Raw genomic sequence first — 16,621 nt, forward strand, 5'->3', positions numbered from 1 at the left:
CCCAGCTTTCCGCGTTATTCTGAAGGGGTGCCGTTCGCGGCCAACGCTTGCCTTGCCGCGGGCAACTGCCCGGCGAGGCGTCCATCCTGCCCCGACGAAAGTTCTTAAGTGCGCCGACTACTAGCAATTCTTCTTCCCGGACTGCTGCTGCTGACTGCCTGCGGCGGCGGCGAACCAGCCGCCCCGGAGCCCACCAGCCAGTCCGCCGGCGAGACCGCCAAGCTGGACTCCCTCAAGCTGACGGAGAACGGCGACAAGAAGGCCCCCGGTGTCGAATTCACCCAGCCCCTCGAGGTCAAGGAACCCACCGTCAAGGTGGTCAAGGAGGGAGACGGCGAGCGGGTCAAGGATAACCAGGTCGCTTCCATCTCCATCGTTGCCCTCAGCGGCAAGGACGGCTCCACCCTCGAGGACACCTTCCCGAAGGATCCGGAGGAGCTCGAACTCACCGAGGAGCTCAAGACCGAAAGCCCCGTCATCTACAACGCCTTCGTAGGCGCGAAGGTCGGCACCCATCTGGCACTGGCCGTTCCCGGCGCCGCAGCCGCTGAGGGCGCCGAAGCGCAGCCCACGCAGCTCCTCGTCGTCAAGGTGCTCTCCGCCAGGGACGCACCCAAGGTCCTGGACAAGCCCGAGGGCGAAACTGTCACCCCTCCGGCCGGCCTGCCGACCGTGAAGGACAACGACAAGGGCATCCCGGAGATCTCCGTCGAGGGCGTCGCCGCCCCGACCGCCCTGGTGTCCCAGGACCTCATCAAGGGCACTGGCCCCGAGGTCAAGGAAACCGACACCCTCACCGTGAACTACGTCGGCGTTACGCTGGCCGGCGGCACGGTCTTCGACTCCAGCTTTGAACGCGGCGAGAAGGCCACCTTCCCGCTGACCGGTGTCATCAAGGGCTGGACCCAGGGCCTGGCCGGCAAGACGGTCGGCTCCCGTGTCCTCCTGGTCATCCCCAAGGACCTGGCCTACCCCGACGCCACTGCTGCCAGCGGCCAGCCTGAAGGCGACCTCGTCTTCGTCGTGGACATCCTCGGCACCAAGTAACCACCACACCCGCACCACCCCAACGTTAGAAGGAGCAACCATGTCATTTGGACAGCGCAAGCTTGACCGCGAGAAGCCGGAAATTGACTTCCCCCAGGGCGACGTTCCCACCGAGCTGGTCATCACCGATCTGATCGAGGGCGACGGCGCGGAGGCCAAGACCGGCGACACCGTCTCCGCCCACTACGTCGGCGTAGCCTGGTCCACCGGCGAAGAGTTTGACGCCTCCTGGGGCCGCGGCGCACCGCTCGACTTCCGCGTCGGCGTCGGCCAGGTCATCCAGGGCTGGGACCAGGGCCTGCTGGGCATGAAGGTCGGCGGCCGCCGCCGTCTGGAAATCCCCTCCGAGCTGGCCTACGGCTCGCGCGGCGCCGGCGGAGCGATCGGCCCCAACGAGGCCCTGATCTTCGTCGTCGACCTCGTCGGCGTCCGCTAGTCACTCAGCGGCTGTCACTGCCGGCCGTCCCCACCGGGCGCCGGCATGATCCACAAGGCGCGGTAACAATCGGAAAAGTTCTTCCGGCTGTTGCCGCGCTTTTGTCAGTTTCGGGCAGGGACTTTAGTACCCTTGCGGGGTGTCAGCCTCACGTGCAGAACGCCTCCTGAACCTGCTCATCGCCCTGCTCAACACCACGTACGGCCTGCGCCGCAGTGAGCTGCGCGACAAGGTGTACCACGACACCACCAGCACCGACGTCGCCTTCGGCCGGAGGTTCGAACGCGACAAGGGCGAGCTGCGGCGCTTCGGTTTCGACGTCGAGACGGTCACGGATTTGGGCTGGGGATCCGATGACCCGGCAACCACCCGCTACCGGATCGGCAAGGAATCCAACCGCCTTCCGGACGTCAGCCTGACCCCGGCGGAATGTACCGTGCTGATCCTCGCGGCCCAGCTGTGGGAACACGCCGCCCTGGGCTCAGCGGCCGTCAATGCCGTGCGCAAACTGCAGGCCTCCGGCGGCCTCGTCGACGCCGAGCTCCCCGCCGGGGTCCAGCCGCGGATCCGGCCCGCCGGCCAGGCTTTCGAGGACCTCGTCGCCGCCATGCACGCCCAGCACCCGGTCAGCTTCCGCTACCTCGCCGGCAGCACGGGCAAGGAGGAAGAGCGGTTCGTGGAGCCCTGGGGCCTCGGCAGCCGATTCGGCCAGTGGTACCTCGTTGCCCGGGACAGGACCCGCGGGGAAAAGCGCTTCTTCCGCCTCTCCCGCCTCACGTCCGCCGTGACCGTCCTGGACAAAGAGCGCTTCACCCCGCCGGCGGACTTCAATGTGCGCGCCGAACTGGCCGGGCTGCCGGAGCTGCCGGTCCGGACCGCCGTCGTCGACGTCCAGGCCGGCCGGCTGCACGGCCTGCGCAAACGGGCCCTCGCCGGCCCCGTCGATCCGGAACCCGGCACGGCACTGCCCGCCGCCGGCCGGGACCGGCTCAGCGTGCCCTACCGGGACGCCGAGGTCCTCGCCGAGGAACTCGCCTCCTACGGGCCCCGGGTCCTCGTGGTGTCCCCGCCCGGACTCGTTGACTCCGTGCGGCGCCGGCTGGCGTCCGCAGCCGGGTTCGCCGCCGCACCCGTCCCGCCGATCGCGTTCCCTCCGGCCGCACCGCGCCACGGCCGCAAACGCACCTCCGAGGACCAGCTGACCCGGATGCTGCAGCTCGTGCCGTTCCTGGTGCACCATCAGGGCCTGCACATCAGCGAAGTGGCGGCCAACTTCGGCATCACCCGCGAGGAGCTGGAAGCGGACCTGCGGATCCTGATCTGCTCCGGCCTGCCCGAGGGCTACCCTGACGACCTGCTGGACATCCAGTGGGACGACGACCATGTCACCATCACCCAGGACCTGGACCTGAACCGGCCCGTCCGGTTCACCGTGGAAGAGGCGTGTGCCCTGCTGACCGGCCTGGAAACGCTCAATGGCCTGCCGGAGCTGGCCGAAGGCGGCGCGCTGGAATCCGTCACGCTCAAACTCATGGCTGCGGCAGGGGAGGAAGGGCTCAAGGCGGCCGCGTTGTCCGGCCCCGAGGTGGGACCAGGCAACTCCGCAGCCCTGGAAACGGCACGTGAGGCCATCCGGACCGGCGAACAGCTGCGGCTGCGCTATTTCTCGCCCCTCCGGGATACCGTCTCCGAACGGGACATTGATCCGCTGCGGCTCTACTCGCTGGACAACACCTGGTACCTCGAGGCCTACTGCCATTCGGCGCACGGCCTGCGCAACTTCCGGCTGGACCGGATCGAAGCCCTGGAAACCACCGGCCGGCCCGCCTCGGAGACGGCCCGGCCCGGCGGCAGCTTCCCGGTCAAACTCTTCACCGCCAACGACGACGACACGATGGTGGTGGTGGAACTGACCCGGCGCGGCATCGGCCTCGCCGATGAGTATTACGCGGAGCGTACGGCGGAACTGCCCGACGGCGGGCTGCTGGCCGAAATCCGCTTCGGCAGCACCGACTGGCTGCCGATGTTGGTGGCCCAGCACGGCGGGACGGCCCGGATCCTGCAGCCCGAAGAGCTCGCGGACGCTTCCCGCGAGTGGCTTGCCGCGGCCCTGGCCCAATATGAAGACTAGCCGGTGCGGCGGCTAGACTACTCAGCATGCCTTGGTGGACCTGGATCGTGATCTGGATAGCGCTCGTAGCGCTGTCGCTGCTGTTTTTCGTTGTGCTCGGCGTCCGGTTGTTCCGGAAGTTCATGGCCACGGTCAAGGAACTCGGGGAAGCGGGGGAACGGTTCTCCACGATCCCGTCCGGCCCGGTTACCTCCGGTTCAGCCGATGTTCATGTGGGCCGCGTAGGCTCGGACGGCGACGAGGCCGGGGACGGCTCCGGCCCGCGCGCCGCGCCCGGTTCGGCCGTGTTTGCCTCGCCCGCGCAGACGGGTCATGACTACCGTGCAGCCAAGTCCGCCCGCCGGGAAGTCCGCCGTATGCGGCGCGTCCAGCGCAAGCTGGACCGCGGCCAGCCCCAGCGGCTGCACGACATCGAATTCAGTTAGACATAGGATGTATTCAAACGAAAGGACCTCCCGTCATGAGGCTTGAAGGCTGGCATCTCATCATCATCATCGTCCTGGCACTGGTGCTTTTCGCTGCACCGAAGCTGCCCGGCATGGCCCGGAGCCTTGGCCAGTCGATGCGCATCTTTAAGTCGGAAGTCCGCGAGATGAAGAAGGACGGCTCCACGGACTCCACGGACGGCTCCGAGCCGGTTGAGGGCCGGGTCGTGAACCACCCGAAGTCCAACGGCACGGAAACGCGCACCGGAGACGGAACCGACGTTCCGCCGCCGAACCGCGCCTAACACCGCGTGGCAGTAACCATGGGCCGCCGGTCGAACCCCGAGGGGAGGATGGCGCTCCTCGATCACCTCAAAGAACTGCGGAACCGCCTCTTCAAGTCCGCGATCGCCGTCATCCTGGGCACCGTCGCCGGATTCCTCGTCTACCAGCCCATGCTCGCGGCGCTGATCAAACCCATCAGCGACCTCAACGTGCGTGAAGGCCGGCAGGCGACGCTCAATTTTGATGGCGTGGCCAGTTCTTTTGACCTGATGATCCAGGTCTCGGTCTTCCTGGGCCTGATCGTCGCCAGCCCGGTCTGGCTCTACCAGCTGTGGGCCTTCATCGTCCCCGGCCTGCACAAGAAGGAACGCCGGCTCGCGCTGTCCTTCGTGGCTGCCGCCGTCCCGCTGTTTGTCGGCGGCGTCCTGCTGGCGTGGCTGGTTCTTCCGAACGCGGTCCGGGTGCTGACCGACTTCACCCCCTCCGGCGGCTCCAACTTCATCAGCGCCCAGGTGTATCTGTCGTTCGTGCTCCGGCTCCTGCTGGCCTTCGGCATCGCCTTCCTGCTCCCGGTCATCCTCGTCGGGCTGAACCTGGCGGGGATCATCAAGGGCAAGCAGCTCGTCAAGAGCTGGCGCATCACCGTCTTCCTGGTCTGCCTCTTCGCCGCCATGGCCGCGCCGGGCGCGGACGCGATGAGCATGTTCTACCTCGCCGGCCCCATGCTGCTGCTCTTCTTTGCCGCCATCGGACTGTGTCTGCTCAACGACCGCCGCCGCGAACGCCGCGCGGTCAAAAGGGCCGCCGAGACGGAAGCGACCGCAGACCAGGGGACTTCCAGCTCCGAGCTGGAGAATCTCTAGCCCTTGGCGCACTAGGCTGGAAGCATGTCCTCACTACCCGGGCCGGAATCGCCGTCTGAACGCTACCGAGCCAGTGCCGAGCGGGCCGCAGAAGCCAAAACCTATCTGGGCGGCTTCATCCGTTCGCTCGCTTTCGAACTTGATGATTTCCAGCGCGACGCGTGCCTGTCCCTGCAGGCCGGCCGGGGCGTCCTGGTGGCCGCCCCCACGGGCGCCGGCAAGACGATCGTCGGGGAGTTCGCCATCTACCTGGCACTCCAGCGCGGCCTCAAGGCCTTCTACACGACCCCGATCAAGGCCCTGAGCAACCAGAAGTACTCCGAACTCGCCGACAAGTACGGTGCCGACCGGGTGGGTCTCCTGACCGGCGACACCAGCATCAACGGCGATGCCCCCGTTGTGGTGATGACCACCGAGGTGCTGCGCAATATGCTCTACGCGGACTCCAGCACCCTGGCCGATCTCGGCTACGTCGTGATGGACGAGGTGCACTACCTTGCGGACCGGTTCCGGGGCGCCGTCTGGGAAGAGGTCATCATCCACCTGCCCAGCGAAGTCCAGGTCGCCTCGCTCAGCGCGACCGTATCCAATGCCGAAGAATTCGGCGCGTGGCTGGATACCGTGCGCGGCCAGACCGACGTGATCGTCTCCGAGCACCGGCCGGTCCCGCTCTGGCAGCACGTGATGGTGGGCCGGAAAATCGTGGACCTCTTCGCCGGAGACACCAGCTTCGACGAGATCGCCCCGGCCGGAGAGGCCGCCGTGTCCGCCGTGTCCGCCACCACGGAAACCGCGGACCTGACCACCCGCCCGGGCTTCGAAGTGAACCCCGAACTCCTCTCGATGGCACGCGCCGAGAGCCAGATGAACTTCCGCGGCCGCTTCGGCCAGGGCGGCCGCAACGTCCGGCGCCAGCGGAACCAGCGCGACGACGCCTCCCAGGGCGGGACGCGCAGCCCGGTCCGGAAGGCCAGCCGCCCCCAGGTCATCGCCAGCCTGGACCGGCAGGACCTGCTGCCGGCCATCACCTTCATCTTCTCCCGCGCCGGCTGTGACGCCGCCGTGGCGCAGTGCGTCGCCGCCGGGCTGTGGCTGACCACCGAACAGGAACAGCTCATCATTGCCCGGCGCGTCGACGAGGCGGCGCAGGACATCCCCCCGGACGACCTGGACGTCCTGGGCTTCTGGAGCTGGCGGGACGGCCTGCTCCGCGGGCTGGCGGCCCACCACGCCGGCATGCTGCCCACGTTCAAGGAGGTGGTGGAGAAACTCTTCGTCGACGGGCTGGTCAAGGCCGTATTCGCGACCGAAACCCTGGCGCTTGGCGTCAACATGCCGGCACGCTCCGTCGTGCTGGAGAAGCTCGACAAGTTCAACGGCGAGGCGCACGTGAACATCACCGCGGGGGAGTACACCCAGCTGACCGGCCGCGCGGGCCGGCGCGGGATCGACGTCGAGGGCCACGCCGTGGTCCTGTGGCAGCCCGGCACGGATCCGGCCTCCGTCGCCGGCCTCGCCTCCCGCCGCACGTATCCGCTGAACTCCAGCTTCCGGCCCACGTACAACATGTCCATCAACCTGCTCGCCCAGTTCGGCCGGCCCCGGGCCCGGGAGATCCTCGAGTCCTCCTTCGCCCAGTTCCAGGCCGACCGCTCCGTCGTCGGGCTGGCCAAACAGGTCCGCAGCCGCGAGGAATCCCTGGCCGGCTTCAGCAAAGCGATGAGCTGCCACCTCGGCGACTTCACCGAGTACTCCCGGATCCGGCGGGCACTCTCCGACGCGGAAAAAAACGCCTCCCAGACCAGCTCCCGCGCCAGGAAATCCGTGACCGAGGATTCCCTGAGCCGCCTGCTCCCCGGGGATGTGGTGGATCTGCCCGCCGGCCGGGCGCCCGGCCTCGCCGTCGTCCTCAGCTCCGACCACCACTCCCGCGAACCGCGGCCCGCCGTGATGACCCTGGACAACCAGCTGCGGCGGATCGGCACCCAGGATGTGGAGGGGCCGCTTGCCCCGATCACCCGGGTCCGGATTCCGAAATCCTTCAACGCCAAGGTCCCCAAGTCGCGCCGGGACCTGGCGTCCTCGGTCCGCAACGCGCTCCGGGAGAACCGGCCCCCTGCGCCGCCGAACCGGAACGACGACTTTGGCCGCGCTGCCGCCCTGCCGGACCAGGAAAAGAGGATCGCGGAGCTGCGCCGCGAACTCCGCGCCCACCCGTGCCATGGCTGCAGTGAGCGCGAGGACCATGCGCGCTGGTCCGAGCGCTACTGGAAGCTCCGCCAGGAGACAGACGGACTGGTGCGCCAGATCCAGGGCCGCACCAACACCATCGCCAAGACCTTCGACCGGGTGTGCGGCGTCCTGTCCGGCTACGGCTACCTGGAAACCTCCGACGCGGGGGTGCTGACCATCAGCCCTGACGGGCAGCGGCTGCGCCGGATCTACGGTGAGAAGGACCTGCTGATTTCCCAGTCCCTGCGGCTGGGCGCCTTCAGTGATCTTGACGCCGCCGAGGTCGCCGCCCTCGCCAGCGTCCTGGTGTACCAGGCCAAACGGGAGGACCGCGGCCTCCGGCCCAAGATGCCGAGTGTGTCCCTGGAATCCGCGGTGGACATCGTGGTGCGTGAGTGGTCCGCCCTGGAGGACGTCGAGGAAGCCAGCAAGCTCCCGCTCACCGGCGAACCCGAGCTCGGCCTGGTCTGGCCCATTTTCAAGTGGGCCAAGGGCCGGCACCTGCAGGACGTCCTCAGCGGCACGGACCTTGCCGCGGGCGACTTCGTCCGCTGGGTGAAGCAGGTCATCGACCTGCTGGACCAGCTGGCAAAAATCCCGTCCCTGGACCCGCGGGTTGCCCGGCTGTGCGGTGAAGCGATCAAACTCATCAAGCGCGGCGTCGTCGCGTATTCCTCCGTGGCCTGACCGCCGCGGCCGGCCGTCCCGCCGGAACCTGCCACCGTCGTCGAACCCGCCCGGCCCGCGCCGGACACCAGCCCCAAAGGAGCCCCCCCCCCATGACCGATTCACCAGCCACCCCCGCGCCGAACAAGGTGACGCTGTACCGGAACGGTTCCGTCTACACCGCCGCCGACCCGTTCGCGTCGGCAATGCTGGTCGACGGCGACACCGTCGCCTGGGTTGGCTCCGAACAGGCGGCCACCTCGATTGCCGACTCCTCCATGGAGGTCATCGATTTGCACGGTGCGCTCCTGGCTCCCGGCTTCGTCGATTCCCACGTCCATCTCACCGAAACCGGAATCGCCCTGGACTCCCTGCAGCTGGGGGAGGTGCGTTCGGCCCGGGAACTGCTTGACGCCGTCGCAGGCTTCTGCGGCTCCGCTGCCACCGCGGGCGACACCGTGCTGGGCCACGGCTGGGACGAGACCCAGTGGCCGGATTCCACCCTGCCGTCCCGGGAGGAACTGGAACGCGCCGCCGGCGGGCGGAAGGTCTACCTCTCCCGCGTCGATGTGCACTCGGCACTGGTGTCCTCCTCGCTGGCAGTCTCCGCCGGCGTGGACGGGATCGAGGGCGCCGGTGCAGGCAGCCAGGTCACCCGCGCCGCGCACACCGCCGCACGGCTGGCTGCGCGCCGGCTGCCCGCCGCCGCGATCCGCGGCTACCAGCAGCTGGCCCTGGCCGAGGCGGCAGCCAACGGCTATGTGGCTCTGGCTGAAATGGCGGCACCGCACATTGGCAGCGTCGAGGACCTCCAGCTGGCCGCGGCCTGGAACAGCGGGCCGGACGCGGTTCCGGAAATCCTGCCCTACTGGGGCGAGCTGGCCCGCTCAGCGGAGCACGCCCGGTCCACCCTGGACGGCCTGGGCGTTTCCGTGCTCGGACTGGGCGGGGACCTGAACCTTGACGGCTCGATCGGGTCGCGCACCGCGGCACTGCGGGCGGACTACAGCGACGCCCCGGGGGAACGCGGCAGCCTGTACCTCTCGGTCGCGGAGGCGGCGGCCCACCTGGCGGCGTGCTCGCTGCTCGGCGTCCAGGCGGGCTTTCATGTGATCGGCGACGCCGGCCTGGATGCGGCGCTGGACGCCCTGGACCAGGCGGCGGCGGAAGTCGGCGAGCAGAAGGTCCGTGCCGCCGGCCACCGCTTCGAACACGTCGAGCTCGCGGACGCTGCCGCCATCAGCCGGCTGGCCAAGTACGCCGTTACAGTCAGCGCGCAGCCCGGGTTCGACGCTGCCTGGGGCGGAGGGGGCAGCCTCTACCAGCAGCGGCTGGGCTCCCGGAGCGGCGGCATGAACCCCTTTGCCTCGTTCTACGCCGCCGGCGTCCCGATCTGCTTTGGCAGTGACAGCCCGGTTACGCCGCTGCGTCCCTGGGCGAGCGTGCGTGCCTGCCTGCAGCACCACAACCCGGCGGAACAGATCTCTGCCCGTGCGGCGTTCCTCGGACACACGCGCGCGGGCTGGCGGGCTGCCCGGTACCGGAACCCGATGGCGGGCCAGCTGGTGCCGGGCGCTCCCGCCAGCTTCGCCGTGTGGGAGGTCGAGGAACTGATGGTCCAGGTGGCCGACGGCCGGGTCCAGTCCTGGAGCACGGACCCCCGTGCCCGGACGCCGCTCCTGCCGGCGCTGGACACAGGCTCCGAGCCCGTCTGCCTGCAGACGGTCAGGGACGGCCGGGAACTGTACTCCGGCGGTTCGCTCCGGGGCTGACCGCCGGTCCTGGAACCGCAGGTCCGCCCCGTCCGCCCGGAAACTTCTCCCGCCGCAAGGTGCTCCTGACCTGCGGCGATGAATGAATCGGCAGGTCACGGAGCGGTTGACAGATCAGTGCCGGCCCGTAGCATTGAGGGTCAACGGGGGCTTGCGCAGACGGCGGCCTCCGGACATCCCCGGCCAGCCCCAGGTTGCCGCACGCGCGGCGGCTTCCGTGGTCGTGGCCATGGGTAGTCCCAGGGGCGGGTCCACTTCGCAGCAGAAAACGGTTCCGGCGGCGTATGTCAAAGCCTGCCGCTACTGGCCCGAAGCGGGTGGACCTGCCCGGCGGACCGGAATGGGCCGGGACGGCGCGGCTATTGCCTATAATGGAGAGTTGCGCCTGGTGTCAGCTACCACAGACCGCCCGGCACCTGACCGCCCCTCCAAGGAAAGGCCTCGCTGTGCGTGTCCTCACGATCATCCCGACCTACAACGAGCTGGAATCGTTGCCCAGGACCCTCGAGCGCCTGCGCAAGGCTGTGCCGGGCTCCGATGTCCTGGTTGTCGACGACAACAGCCCCGACGGAACCGGGCAGCTGGCGGACCGCTTCGCGGCAGAGGACAGTCAGGTCCATGTAATGCACCGTTCGGGCAAAGCCGGACTCGGAGCGGCCTACATCGCCGGCTTCAAGTGGGGGCTCGACGCCGGATACGACGTCCTCGTCGAAATGGACGCCGATGGCTCCCACCAGCCCGAGCAGCTTCCGCAGCTCCTTGAGGCCGTGGAACAGGGCGCCGACCTTGCCATGGGGTCCCGCTGGGTACCCGGCGGCAGCGTCGTGAACTGGCCGTTGTACCGGCAGGCGATCTCCCGGGTGGGCAGCACCTACGCGCGGATCATGCTGGGCCTGGACATCAAGGATGTCACCGGAGGCTTCCGCGCGTTCCGCCGGAGCACCCTGGAGAAACTGAACCTGGACACCGTCGACTCAGTCGGCTACGGCTTCCAGGTGGACCTGGCCTGGCGCGTGGCCAAGCTCGGGCTGAAAATTGTGGAACGCCCCATCACTTTTGTCGAGCGCGAACTGGGCGACTCGAAGATGAGCGGAAACATCGTGGTCGAAGCCATGATCAATGTCACCCGGTGGGGACTGACCGCCCGCTGGAACACACTCGCCGGGAAGCTCACCGGCAAGTAGGCCCGATAACAAAGCAACGCGAGGTCACTTCCAGCCCATCCGATGCGTCAGGATGGGCCGGAAGTGACCCCGCGTTGCGTAAAACGGCGGGTGCGCGGAGTGACTAGGCTGAGCGCCGTTCGCCGCGGCGTTCGCGCAGAATCGTCAGACGGTCGGCGAGGATCTGCTCGAGTTCAGGCAGCGAGCGACGTTCCAAGAGCATGTCCCAGTGCGTGCGGACTGCCTTCTCGTTGAGGTTCACGGGGCGTTCGCCATTGACGAGCAAGGCTTCCTTGCCGGTCTTCGACACCCATACCGGGGGGATCTCCGCTTCGGAGGAGAAGGTCACGAATACCTGCTCGCCGTCCGCGCAGCGGTACTCAACCCGCTGGCGCGGAGCCGGCTCGACACCGGATTCGGTCTCCATGCTCTGTGCGCCGAGGCGCATACCCCGCAGGCTGCGATCGCTCATCTTTTCTCCCTCTATTCGGTTCGCAGGGTCATGCCCTGCGTCAGCCGGGGGCCCTGGGGCCGCGCCGGACTCTTATTTGCATTGCGCTGTCTCGCTGGACATGCCGGACAAATCATCACTGGATTAAACGCTTTGCGAAGCTGAATTGTTCCGCCGGACTGAACCGGCCGGACAAATATTTAAGTATACGGGAACAGTCCGGCCCCGGTAAAGCCTGCGGCGTCTTGTTCTGCGGTGACTGGTTGTGCGCATCCGCGTGCACGGTCCCGCGCAACGGAACGGGGAGGCACCCGCCGCGCGGCTGCCTCCCCCTTCGCTGCGGCGCTCAGGCCTCCGGCTGTCCCGGCAAGCCTGCGGCTCCGGTGGCGGAGGCTGCCGGCGCGGTGGCGGGCGCAGCCGGACGGGTGGCTGCGGGCTCCGCCGCGGCGTCAGATCCGGGGCCGAACAGCCCGTCATTGAACTGGCCGTCCTTGCTGCCGCCCAGCGCGTTGCCGATGCCTTTGAGGGCTTCGCCGACCTCGCTCGGGATGATCCAGAGCTTGTTCGCTGATCCCTCGGCGATCTTAGGGAGGGTCTGCAGGTACTGGTAGGCGAGGAGTTTCTGGTCCGGGTTGCCCTTGTGGATCGCGTCAAACACCTTCTGGATCGCCTGCGCCTCGCCGTCGGCCCGGAGGATCGCCGCCTTCGCGTCACCTTCGGCTTTCAGGATCGAGGACTGCCGCTGCCCCTCAGCGGTGAGGATGGCGGACTGCTTGGTGCCTTCCGCGGTCAGGATGGCGGCGCGGCGGTCACGCTCGGCCCGCATCTGCTTCTCCATCGAGTCCTGGATGGAGTGGGGCGGGTCGATCGCCTTGAGCTCCACCCGGGAGACCCGGATGCCCCAGCGGCCGGTCGCCTCGTCCAGCACGCCGCGGAGCTGCCCGTTGATCTGGTCACGCGAGGTCAGGGCCTCTTCGAGGTTCAGGCCGCCGACGACGTTGCGCAGCGTCGTGGTGGTGAGCTGTTCGACCGCCTGGATGTAGTTGGCGATCTCGTACGTCGCCGCACGGGCGTCGGTGACCTGGAAGTAGACGACCGTGTCAATCGAGACAACGAGGTTGTCCTCGGTGATCACCGGCTGCGGTGGGAAGGAGACCACCTGTTCACGCAGGTCAAGCAGCGGCAGCAGCCGGTCCACGAACGGGATCAGGATCGTGAGGCCGGGGTTCAGCGTCCGCTGGTACTTGCCCAGCCGTTCGACGACGCCGGCACGGGCCTGCGGGACAATCCGCACCGCCCGGACGAGCACGATTATTACGAACGCAACGAGAACCAGCAGCACGATTGCGACTGCGATATCCATACATCACCTATTCCCCAGATTGGTCTTGCTGTGGTGTGCGGCGGTGTCCTGCCGCGTGCCCGGTGCCGGTGGCGGCCGCCGGAATCCTTGCGGGTGCTACTGGGTGACGGTTTCCGGCTGCGGGGCAACGACGGCGGTGGCGCCGTCGATCGCGCTGACGATCGCGTGCTGGCCCGGGGCCAGGACTCCGGTCTCGGAACGGGCGCTCCAGACGTCCCCGCCGATCTTGACCAGGCCGCCGCTTGCGCTGACCGGCTCCATCACGAGGGCCGATTCGCCGATCAGCCGCTCGACGTTGCTCCGGCGGTCCGCCGGACCCTTGTGGAGGTGCTTGAGCGCGACGGGCCGGACGAAGCCGATCATCAGGAGGGAAACCACGCAGAAGGCCACAACCTGCAGCCCAAGGTCGGCGCCGGCGAACGCTGCCACCAGACCGGCCAGGGCCCCGCCGCCGAGCATGATGAAGAACAGGTCGAGGGTGAGCATCTCCACCACGGCAAACACCAGGAAGACCGTGAGCCACAGGGCCCACCAGTTTTCGGGTAGCCATTCAAACATCGTTTCCCCCTTCGCCCCGGGGGCTGCAGGCGCAGACCCTCCGTAACTGTGATTCCATCCTAAGCCGAAGGTCAACGCCTGCCGAGGGCCCCGGAAGACCGCCGGCGAAAGTGGCCAAGTCGTTACCTGGGCGTGCACCGGGACTACCCGCGCGGCGTGAAAACACTGATCCGGAACCGGGCCGACACGGACGTCAGCGGCGGGAGCACGGCCGCGAGGGACGCCAGCGCGCCGGGGTCAAGGTGGTGCCCGGCCGGGCCCATAAGGGCCAGCCTGGCGACGTCATCCGGGGCCAGCAGGAGCGGTACGTCCAGGGTGTCGGCGGAGAGCGTCGAAAAGTGTCCCTCGAGTGAGGCCGCGAGCCGCTCGTCCTTGGCCGGGTCGATTCCGAGCATACCGGCGCGCCCCGCGACTTCCTCGAGATGGCCCGGGCGGGGGGTCACCACAACGAGACGGCCGCCGGGACGGAGCACCCGGGCAAACTCGCCCGCGTTGCGCGGCGCGAAGACCACGGTGACGACGTCGACTGCGGCATCAGCGACCGGCAGCGGCTGCCACACGTCGCAGACGAGGTTAACGGCCTCCGGGTTCACCCTGGCGGCGCGGCGGAGCGCGAACTTCGAAATATCCAGCCCCACGGCCGCTGCAGGCGTCCGGTTCAGGGCCATCCGGTCCAGCACGGCCCGGAGGTAGTGGCCGGTCCCGGTTCCGGCGTCCAGCACGGAAGCGGGATTTTGCACGGTACCGCCGGAAAGGGCCGGGGCGGCGAGTTCCGCGACGGCTCCTGCGAGTGGACGGTAGTGGCCGGCGGAGAGGAAATCGAAGCGTGCCGCGACCATGGCGGCCGTGTCCGCTTCAAACACGGTGCCTTTGCCAACCAGGAAGTTGAAGTAGCCCTGTTTCGCCGCGTCGAAGCTGTGGCCGGCCGGACATACCAGGCTGCGGCCGGCGCCGTCGCTGAATCCGAGGAGGTCCCGGCATACCGGACACAGCAGGGAGGCGGCGGAGGGAGCGGGCATACTGTCCATCCTAGGGGTGCTGCGCCGGGCCCGGGCGGCCGCGGCCGCGCCACCACGGGCCGGGACCCGCCGGGGTGAGCCATTTCACAGCACGGGAAACTGGGGCTAGGCTCGCACAGGTGAAATCAGAACACTTGACGCTGATCTATTCCGTTTCCGCTCCTGCCATCCATCCGGACGGCGCGCGTGCTGTGGTGTCCGTGCTCCGGCCCGACTTCGACGCCGATGCCTACGTCGGCCAGCTCTGGGCGGTGCCGCTGGACGCGGGCCAGCCCCCGCGCCGCCTGACCCGCGGATTCCGCGACACGGCCCCGGATTTCTCCCCGGACGGGCAGGCGCTGGCGTTCCTGCGCGCCGCCGCCGGCGGCAAACCCCAGCTGCATATCGTGGAGGCCGGCGGCGGGGAGCCGCAGCCCGTCACCGGCGCGCCGCTGGGAGTGTCGGCGTTCGCGTGGTCGCCAGACTCGCGGCGCATCGTCTACAGTGCCCGCACTCCGGAGGATGGCCGCTACGGCACCACCGAGGGGGTCTCCGCCGGATCCGAGGACGCGCGGCTGATCACCGACTACCAGTACCGGATGAACGGCATCGGGTACACCGCGGACAAACCGGTACAGCTCTTTCTCGTCGAGCTTCCCGAACTTGGAGCGGAACCCGGTGTGGCACCCCAGGGCAGGGCCCTGAAAACCCGCGAGGCAGCTGATGCCGCCAGCGGCACCTCCGGCGGCCTGCTGCCGGAGGTGCGGCAGCTGACCCGCGCGGCCACCGACCACACCGGGGCCAGCTTCGGCACCGACGGCAACACCATCTACTTCACGGCCGCGCTGCATGAGGGCAGCGACGCCGATCTCGCCAGCGGCATCTACCGCATCACGGTTGGGGAAGGCTCCGGGGGAGAGGAGCCGGTACCCGTTGCCCCCGCCAACACCGGCCGTCAGAGCGTCCACGCTGTCCGCCAGTCGGGGGACGGGCAGTGGCTGTTCTTCCTCGCCCAGGACCTCGGCGGATCGGGACAGGATTTCGTGGCACGCAACACCGCGCTCTACGTGGTGCCGTCCGGCGGCGGCGACGCCACCCTGCTGAGCGACGCCGAGACGATGGACCTCGGCTGCAACGGCAGGATCGAACTGTCCGGGCCCGACTCGGCGCTGCTGCTGAACAATGCCCGGGGAACGGTCGAGCTGCTCGAGTTCACGGTCTCCGGGAACCACCGGCCGCTGGTCCACGGCCAGCGTGTGGTCACCGGCGCCGCGGCCCGCGGAGGGTCGCTGGTTCTCAGCTTCGCCGACGCGGCGACCGCGGGGGATGTGGCGGTGTCCGAGGGCGGGCAGCTGCGTGTCCTGACTGATTTCTCCGCGCCCCTGCGTTCGGGCGCCGGAATCATCGAACCGCTAGAGCTCACGGTCCCGTCCGCGGACGGCTACCCTGTCCACGGCTGGCTCGTGAAACCTCCAGGCCAGGGACCACACCCGGTCCTGCTGAACATCCACGGCGGTCCCTTTGCCCAGTTCACCGGCGCGCTTTTCGATGAGGCCCAGGTCTACGCCGCGGCAGGCTACGCGGTCCTGATGTGCAACCCGCGAGGTTCCGCCGGCTACGGCCAGGCCCACGGTCGGGCCATCAAGGAGAGGATGGGCACCCTGGACATGCAGGACGTCCTGGCCTTCCTCGACGGCGCGCTCGGCAAGTTCGCGGAGCTCGACGGCGGGGCGCTCGGCATCATGGGAGGCTCCTATGGCGGCTACCTGAGCGCCTGGACGATCAGCCACGACCACCGCTTCAAGGCCGCCATCGTGGAACGCGGATTCCTCGATCCCGTGAGTTTTACCGGCTCCTCCGACATTGGCTGGTTTTTCGGCGGGGAGTACACCGGCCCTTCGGCCGATCAGATGGCGGCGCAGAGCCCGATGGCCCGGGTGGAGCAGGTGCGCACGCCGGCCCTGGTCATCCACAGCGAGGAGGATCTCCGGTGCCCGGTGGAACAGGGCCAGCGGTATTTCACGGCGCTTAAACAGCTCGGGGTGGAGGCCGCGTTCCTGGTCTTCCCGGGAGAGAACCATGAGCTGTCCCGCTCCGGGACACCGCACCACCGCAAGCAGCGCTTCGACCAGATCCTGCGGTGGTGGGCCCGCTACCTTCCGACGACGGCGAACCCGGCCGCCGCCGGCGACTGAGGGAATCCGGCGACTGCGGTGTCCAGCAGCTCAGGG

At 68.5% G+C, this 16,621-nt stretch carries 14 protein-coding genes; 10 read left to right on the forward strand and 4 right to left on the reverse strand.

What is annotated here, in order from left to right; translation table 11 throughout:
* Positions 1 to 108: 108 nt before the first annotated feature.
* The 9 genes from ASPU41_RS15975 to ASPU41_RS16015 all read left to right on the forward strand — a co-directional run bounded on the left by ASPU41_RS15975 (position 109) and on the right by ASPU41_RS16015 (position 11,041).
* Complete coding sequence (locus ASPU41_RS15975) at positions 109 to 1,047, forward strand: FKBP-type peptidyl-prolyl cis-trans isomerase (protein WP_069951737.1); 939 nt, start codon at positions 109 to 111, stop codon at positions 1,045 to 1,047.
* Between the two features lie 40 nt (positions 1,048 to 1,087).
* Entirely contained in the window at positions 1,088 to 1,483 is a 396-nt protein-coding gene (locus ASPU41_RS15980) for an FKBP-type peptidyl-prolyl cis-trans isomerase (protein ID WP_069951738.1), read from the forward strand.
* A 139-nt stretch (positions 1,484 to 1,622) separates the two neighbouring features.
* Positions 1,623 to 3,614: a helix-turn-helix transcriptional regulator gene (locus ASPU41_RS15985; protein WP_069951739.1), complete on the forward strand. Its 1,992-nt coding sequence runs from the start codon at positions 1,623 to 1,625 to the stop codon at positions 3,612 to 3,614.
* 26 nt (positions 3,615 to 3,640) lie between these two features.
* The gene (locus ASPU41_RS15990; RefSeq protein ID WP_069951740.1) at positions 3,641 to 4,039 is read left to right on the forward strand and encodes a hypothetical protein; all 399 of its coding nucleotides are present in this window, start codon (positions 3,641 to 3,643) and stop codon (positions 4,037 to 4,039) included.
* Between the two features lie 35 nt (positions 4,040 to 4,074).
* The gene (tatA, locus tag ASPU41_RS15995) at positions 4,075 to 4,344 is read left to right on the forward strand and encodes a Sec-independent protein translocase subunit TatA (RefSeq protein WP_069951741.1); all 270 of its coding nucleotides are present in this window, start codon (positions 4,075 to 4,077) and stop codon (positions 4,342 to 4,344) included.
* Between the two features lie 48 nt (positions 4,345 to 4,392).
* On the forward strand, positions 4,393 to 5,187 hold the full coding sequence (tatC, locus tag ASPU41_RS16000; protein ID WP_069952759.1) for a twin-arginine translocase subunit TatC: 795 nt from the start codon (positions 4,393 to 4,395) through the stop codon (positions 5,185 to 5,187).
* A gap of 24 nt (positions 5,188 to 5,211) precedes the next feature.
* Positions 5,212 to 8,106, forward strand: coding sequence for a DEAD/DEAH box helicase (locus ASPU41_RS16005; RefSeq protein WP_069951742.1), 2,895 nt, complete (start codon positions 5,212 to 5,214; stop codon positions 8,104 to 8,106).
* 92 nt (positions 8,107 to 8,198) lie between these two features.
* Complete coding sequence (locus ASPU41_RS16010; protein WP_069951743.1) at positions 8,199 to 9,857, forward strand: amidohydrolase; 1,659 nt, start codon at positions 8,199 to 8,201, stop codon at positions 9,855 to 9,857.
* Positions 9,858 to 10,303: 446 nt separating this feature from the next.
* Positions 10,304 to 11,041 (forward strand): polyprenol monophosphomannose synthase, encoded by a 738-nt coding sequence (locus ASPU41_RS16015; protein WP_069951744.1) that lies wholly within the window; start codon positions 10,304 to 10,306, stop codon positions 11,039 to 11,041.
* Between the two features lie 103 nt (positions 11,042 to 11,144).
* On the opposite strand, the gene ASPU41_RS16020 is transcribed toward ASPU41_RS16015, so the two are convergent.
* From ASPU41_RS16020 to ASPU41_RS16035, 4 genes are all read right to left on the reverse strand, one after another.
* The gene (locus ASPU41_RS16020) at positions 11,145 to 11,492 is read right to left on the reverse strand and encodes an RNA polymerase-binding protein RbpA (protein ID WP_069951745.1); all 348 of its coding nucleotides are present in this window, start codon (positions 11,490 to 11,492) and stop codon (positions 11,145 to 11,147) included.
* 325 nt (positions 11,493 to 11,817) lie between these two features.
* Positions 11,818 to 12,834, reverse strand: coding sequence for an SPFH domain-containing protein (locus ASPU41_RS16025; RefSeq protein ID WP_231941097.1), 1,017 nt, complete (start codon positions 12,832 to 12,834; stop codon positions 11,818 to 11,820).
* A 96-nt stretch (positions 12,835 to 12,930) separates the two neighbouring features.
* Positions 12,931 to 13,392 (reverse strand): NfeD family protein, encoded by a 462-nt coding sequence (locus ASPU41_RS16030; RefSeq protein ID WP_069951746.1) that lies wholly within the window; start codon positions 13,390 to 13,392, stop codon positions 12,931 to 12,933.
* 143 nt (positions 13,393 to 13,535) lie between these two features.
* Entirely contained in the window at positions 13,536 to 14,411 is an 876-nt protein-coding gene (locus ASPU41_RS16035; protein WP_069951747.1) for a methyltransferase domain-containing protein, read from the reverse strand.
* Between the two features lie 119 nt (positions 14,412 to 14,530).
* Here ASPU41_RS16035 and ASPU41_RS16040 point away from each other — a divergent pair, with 119 nt between their 5' ends.
* Positions 14,531 to 16,585 (forward strand): S9 family peptidase, encoded by a 2,055-nt coding sequence (locus ASPU41_RS16040; protein ID WP_069951748.1) that lies wholly within the window; start codon positions 14,531 to 14,533, stop codon positions 16,583 to 16,585.
* The last annotated feature ends 36 nt before the right edge of the window (positions 16,586 to 16,621 follow it).

The organism is Arthrobacter sp. U41, from assembly GCF_001750145.1.
Taxonomy (GTDB): Bacteria; Actinomycetota; Actinomycetes; order Actinomycetales; family Micrococcaceae; genus Arthrobacter.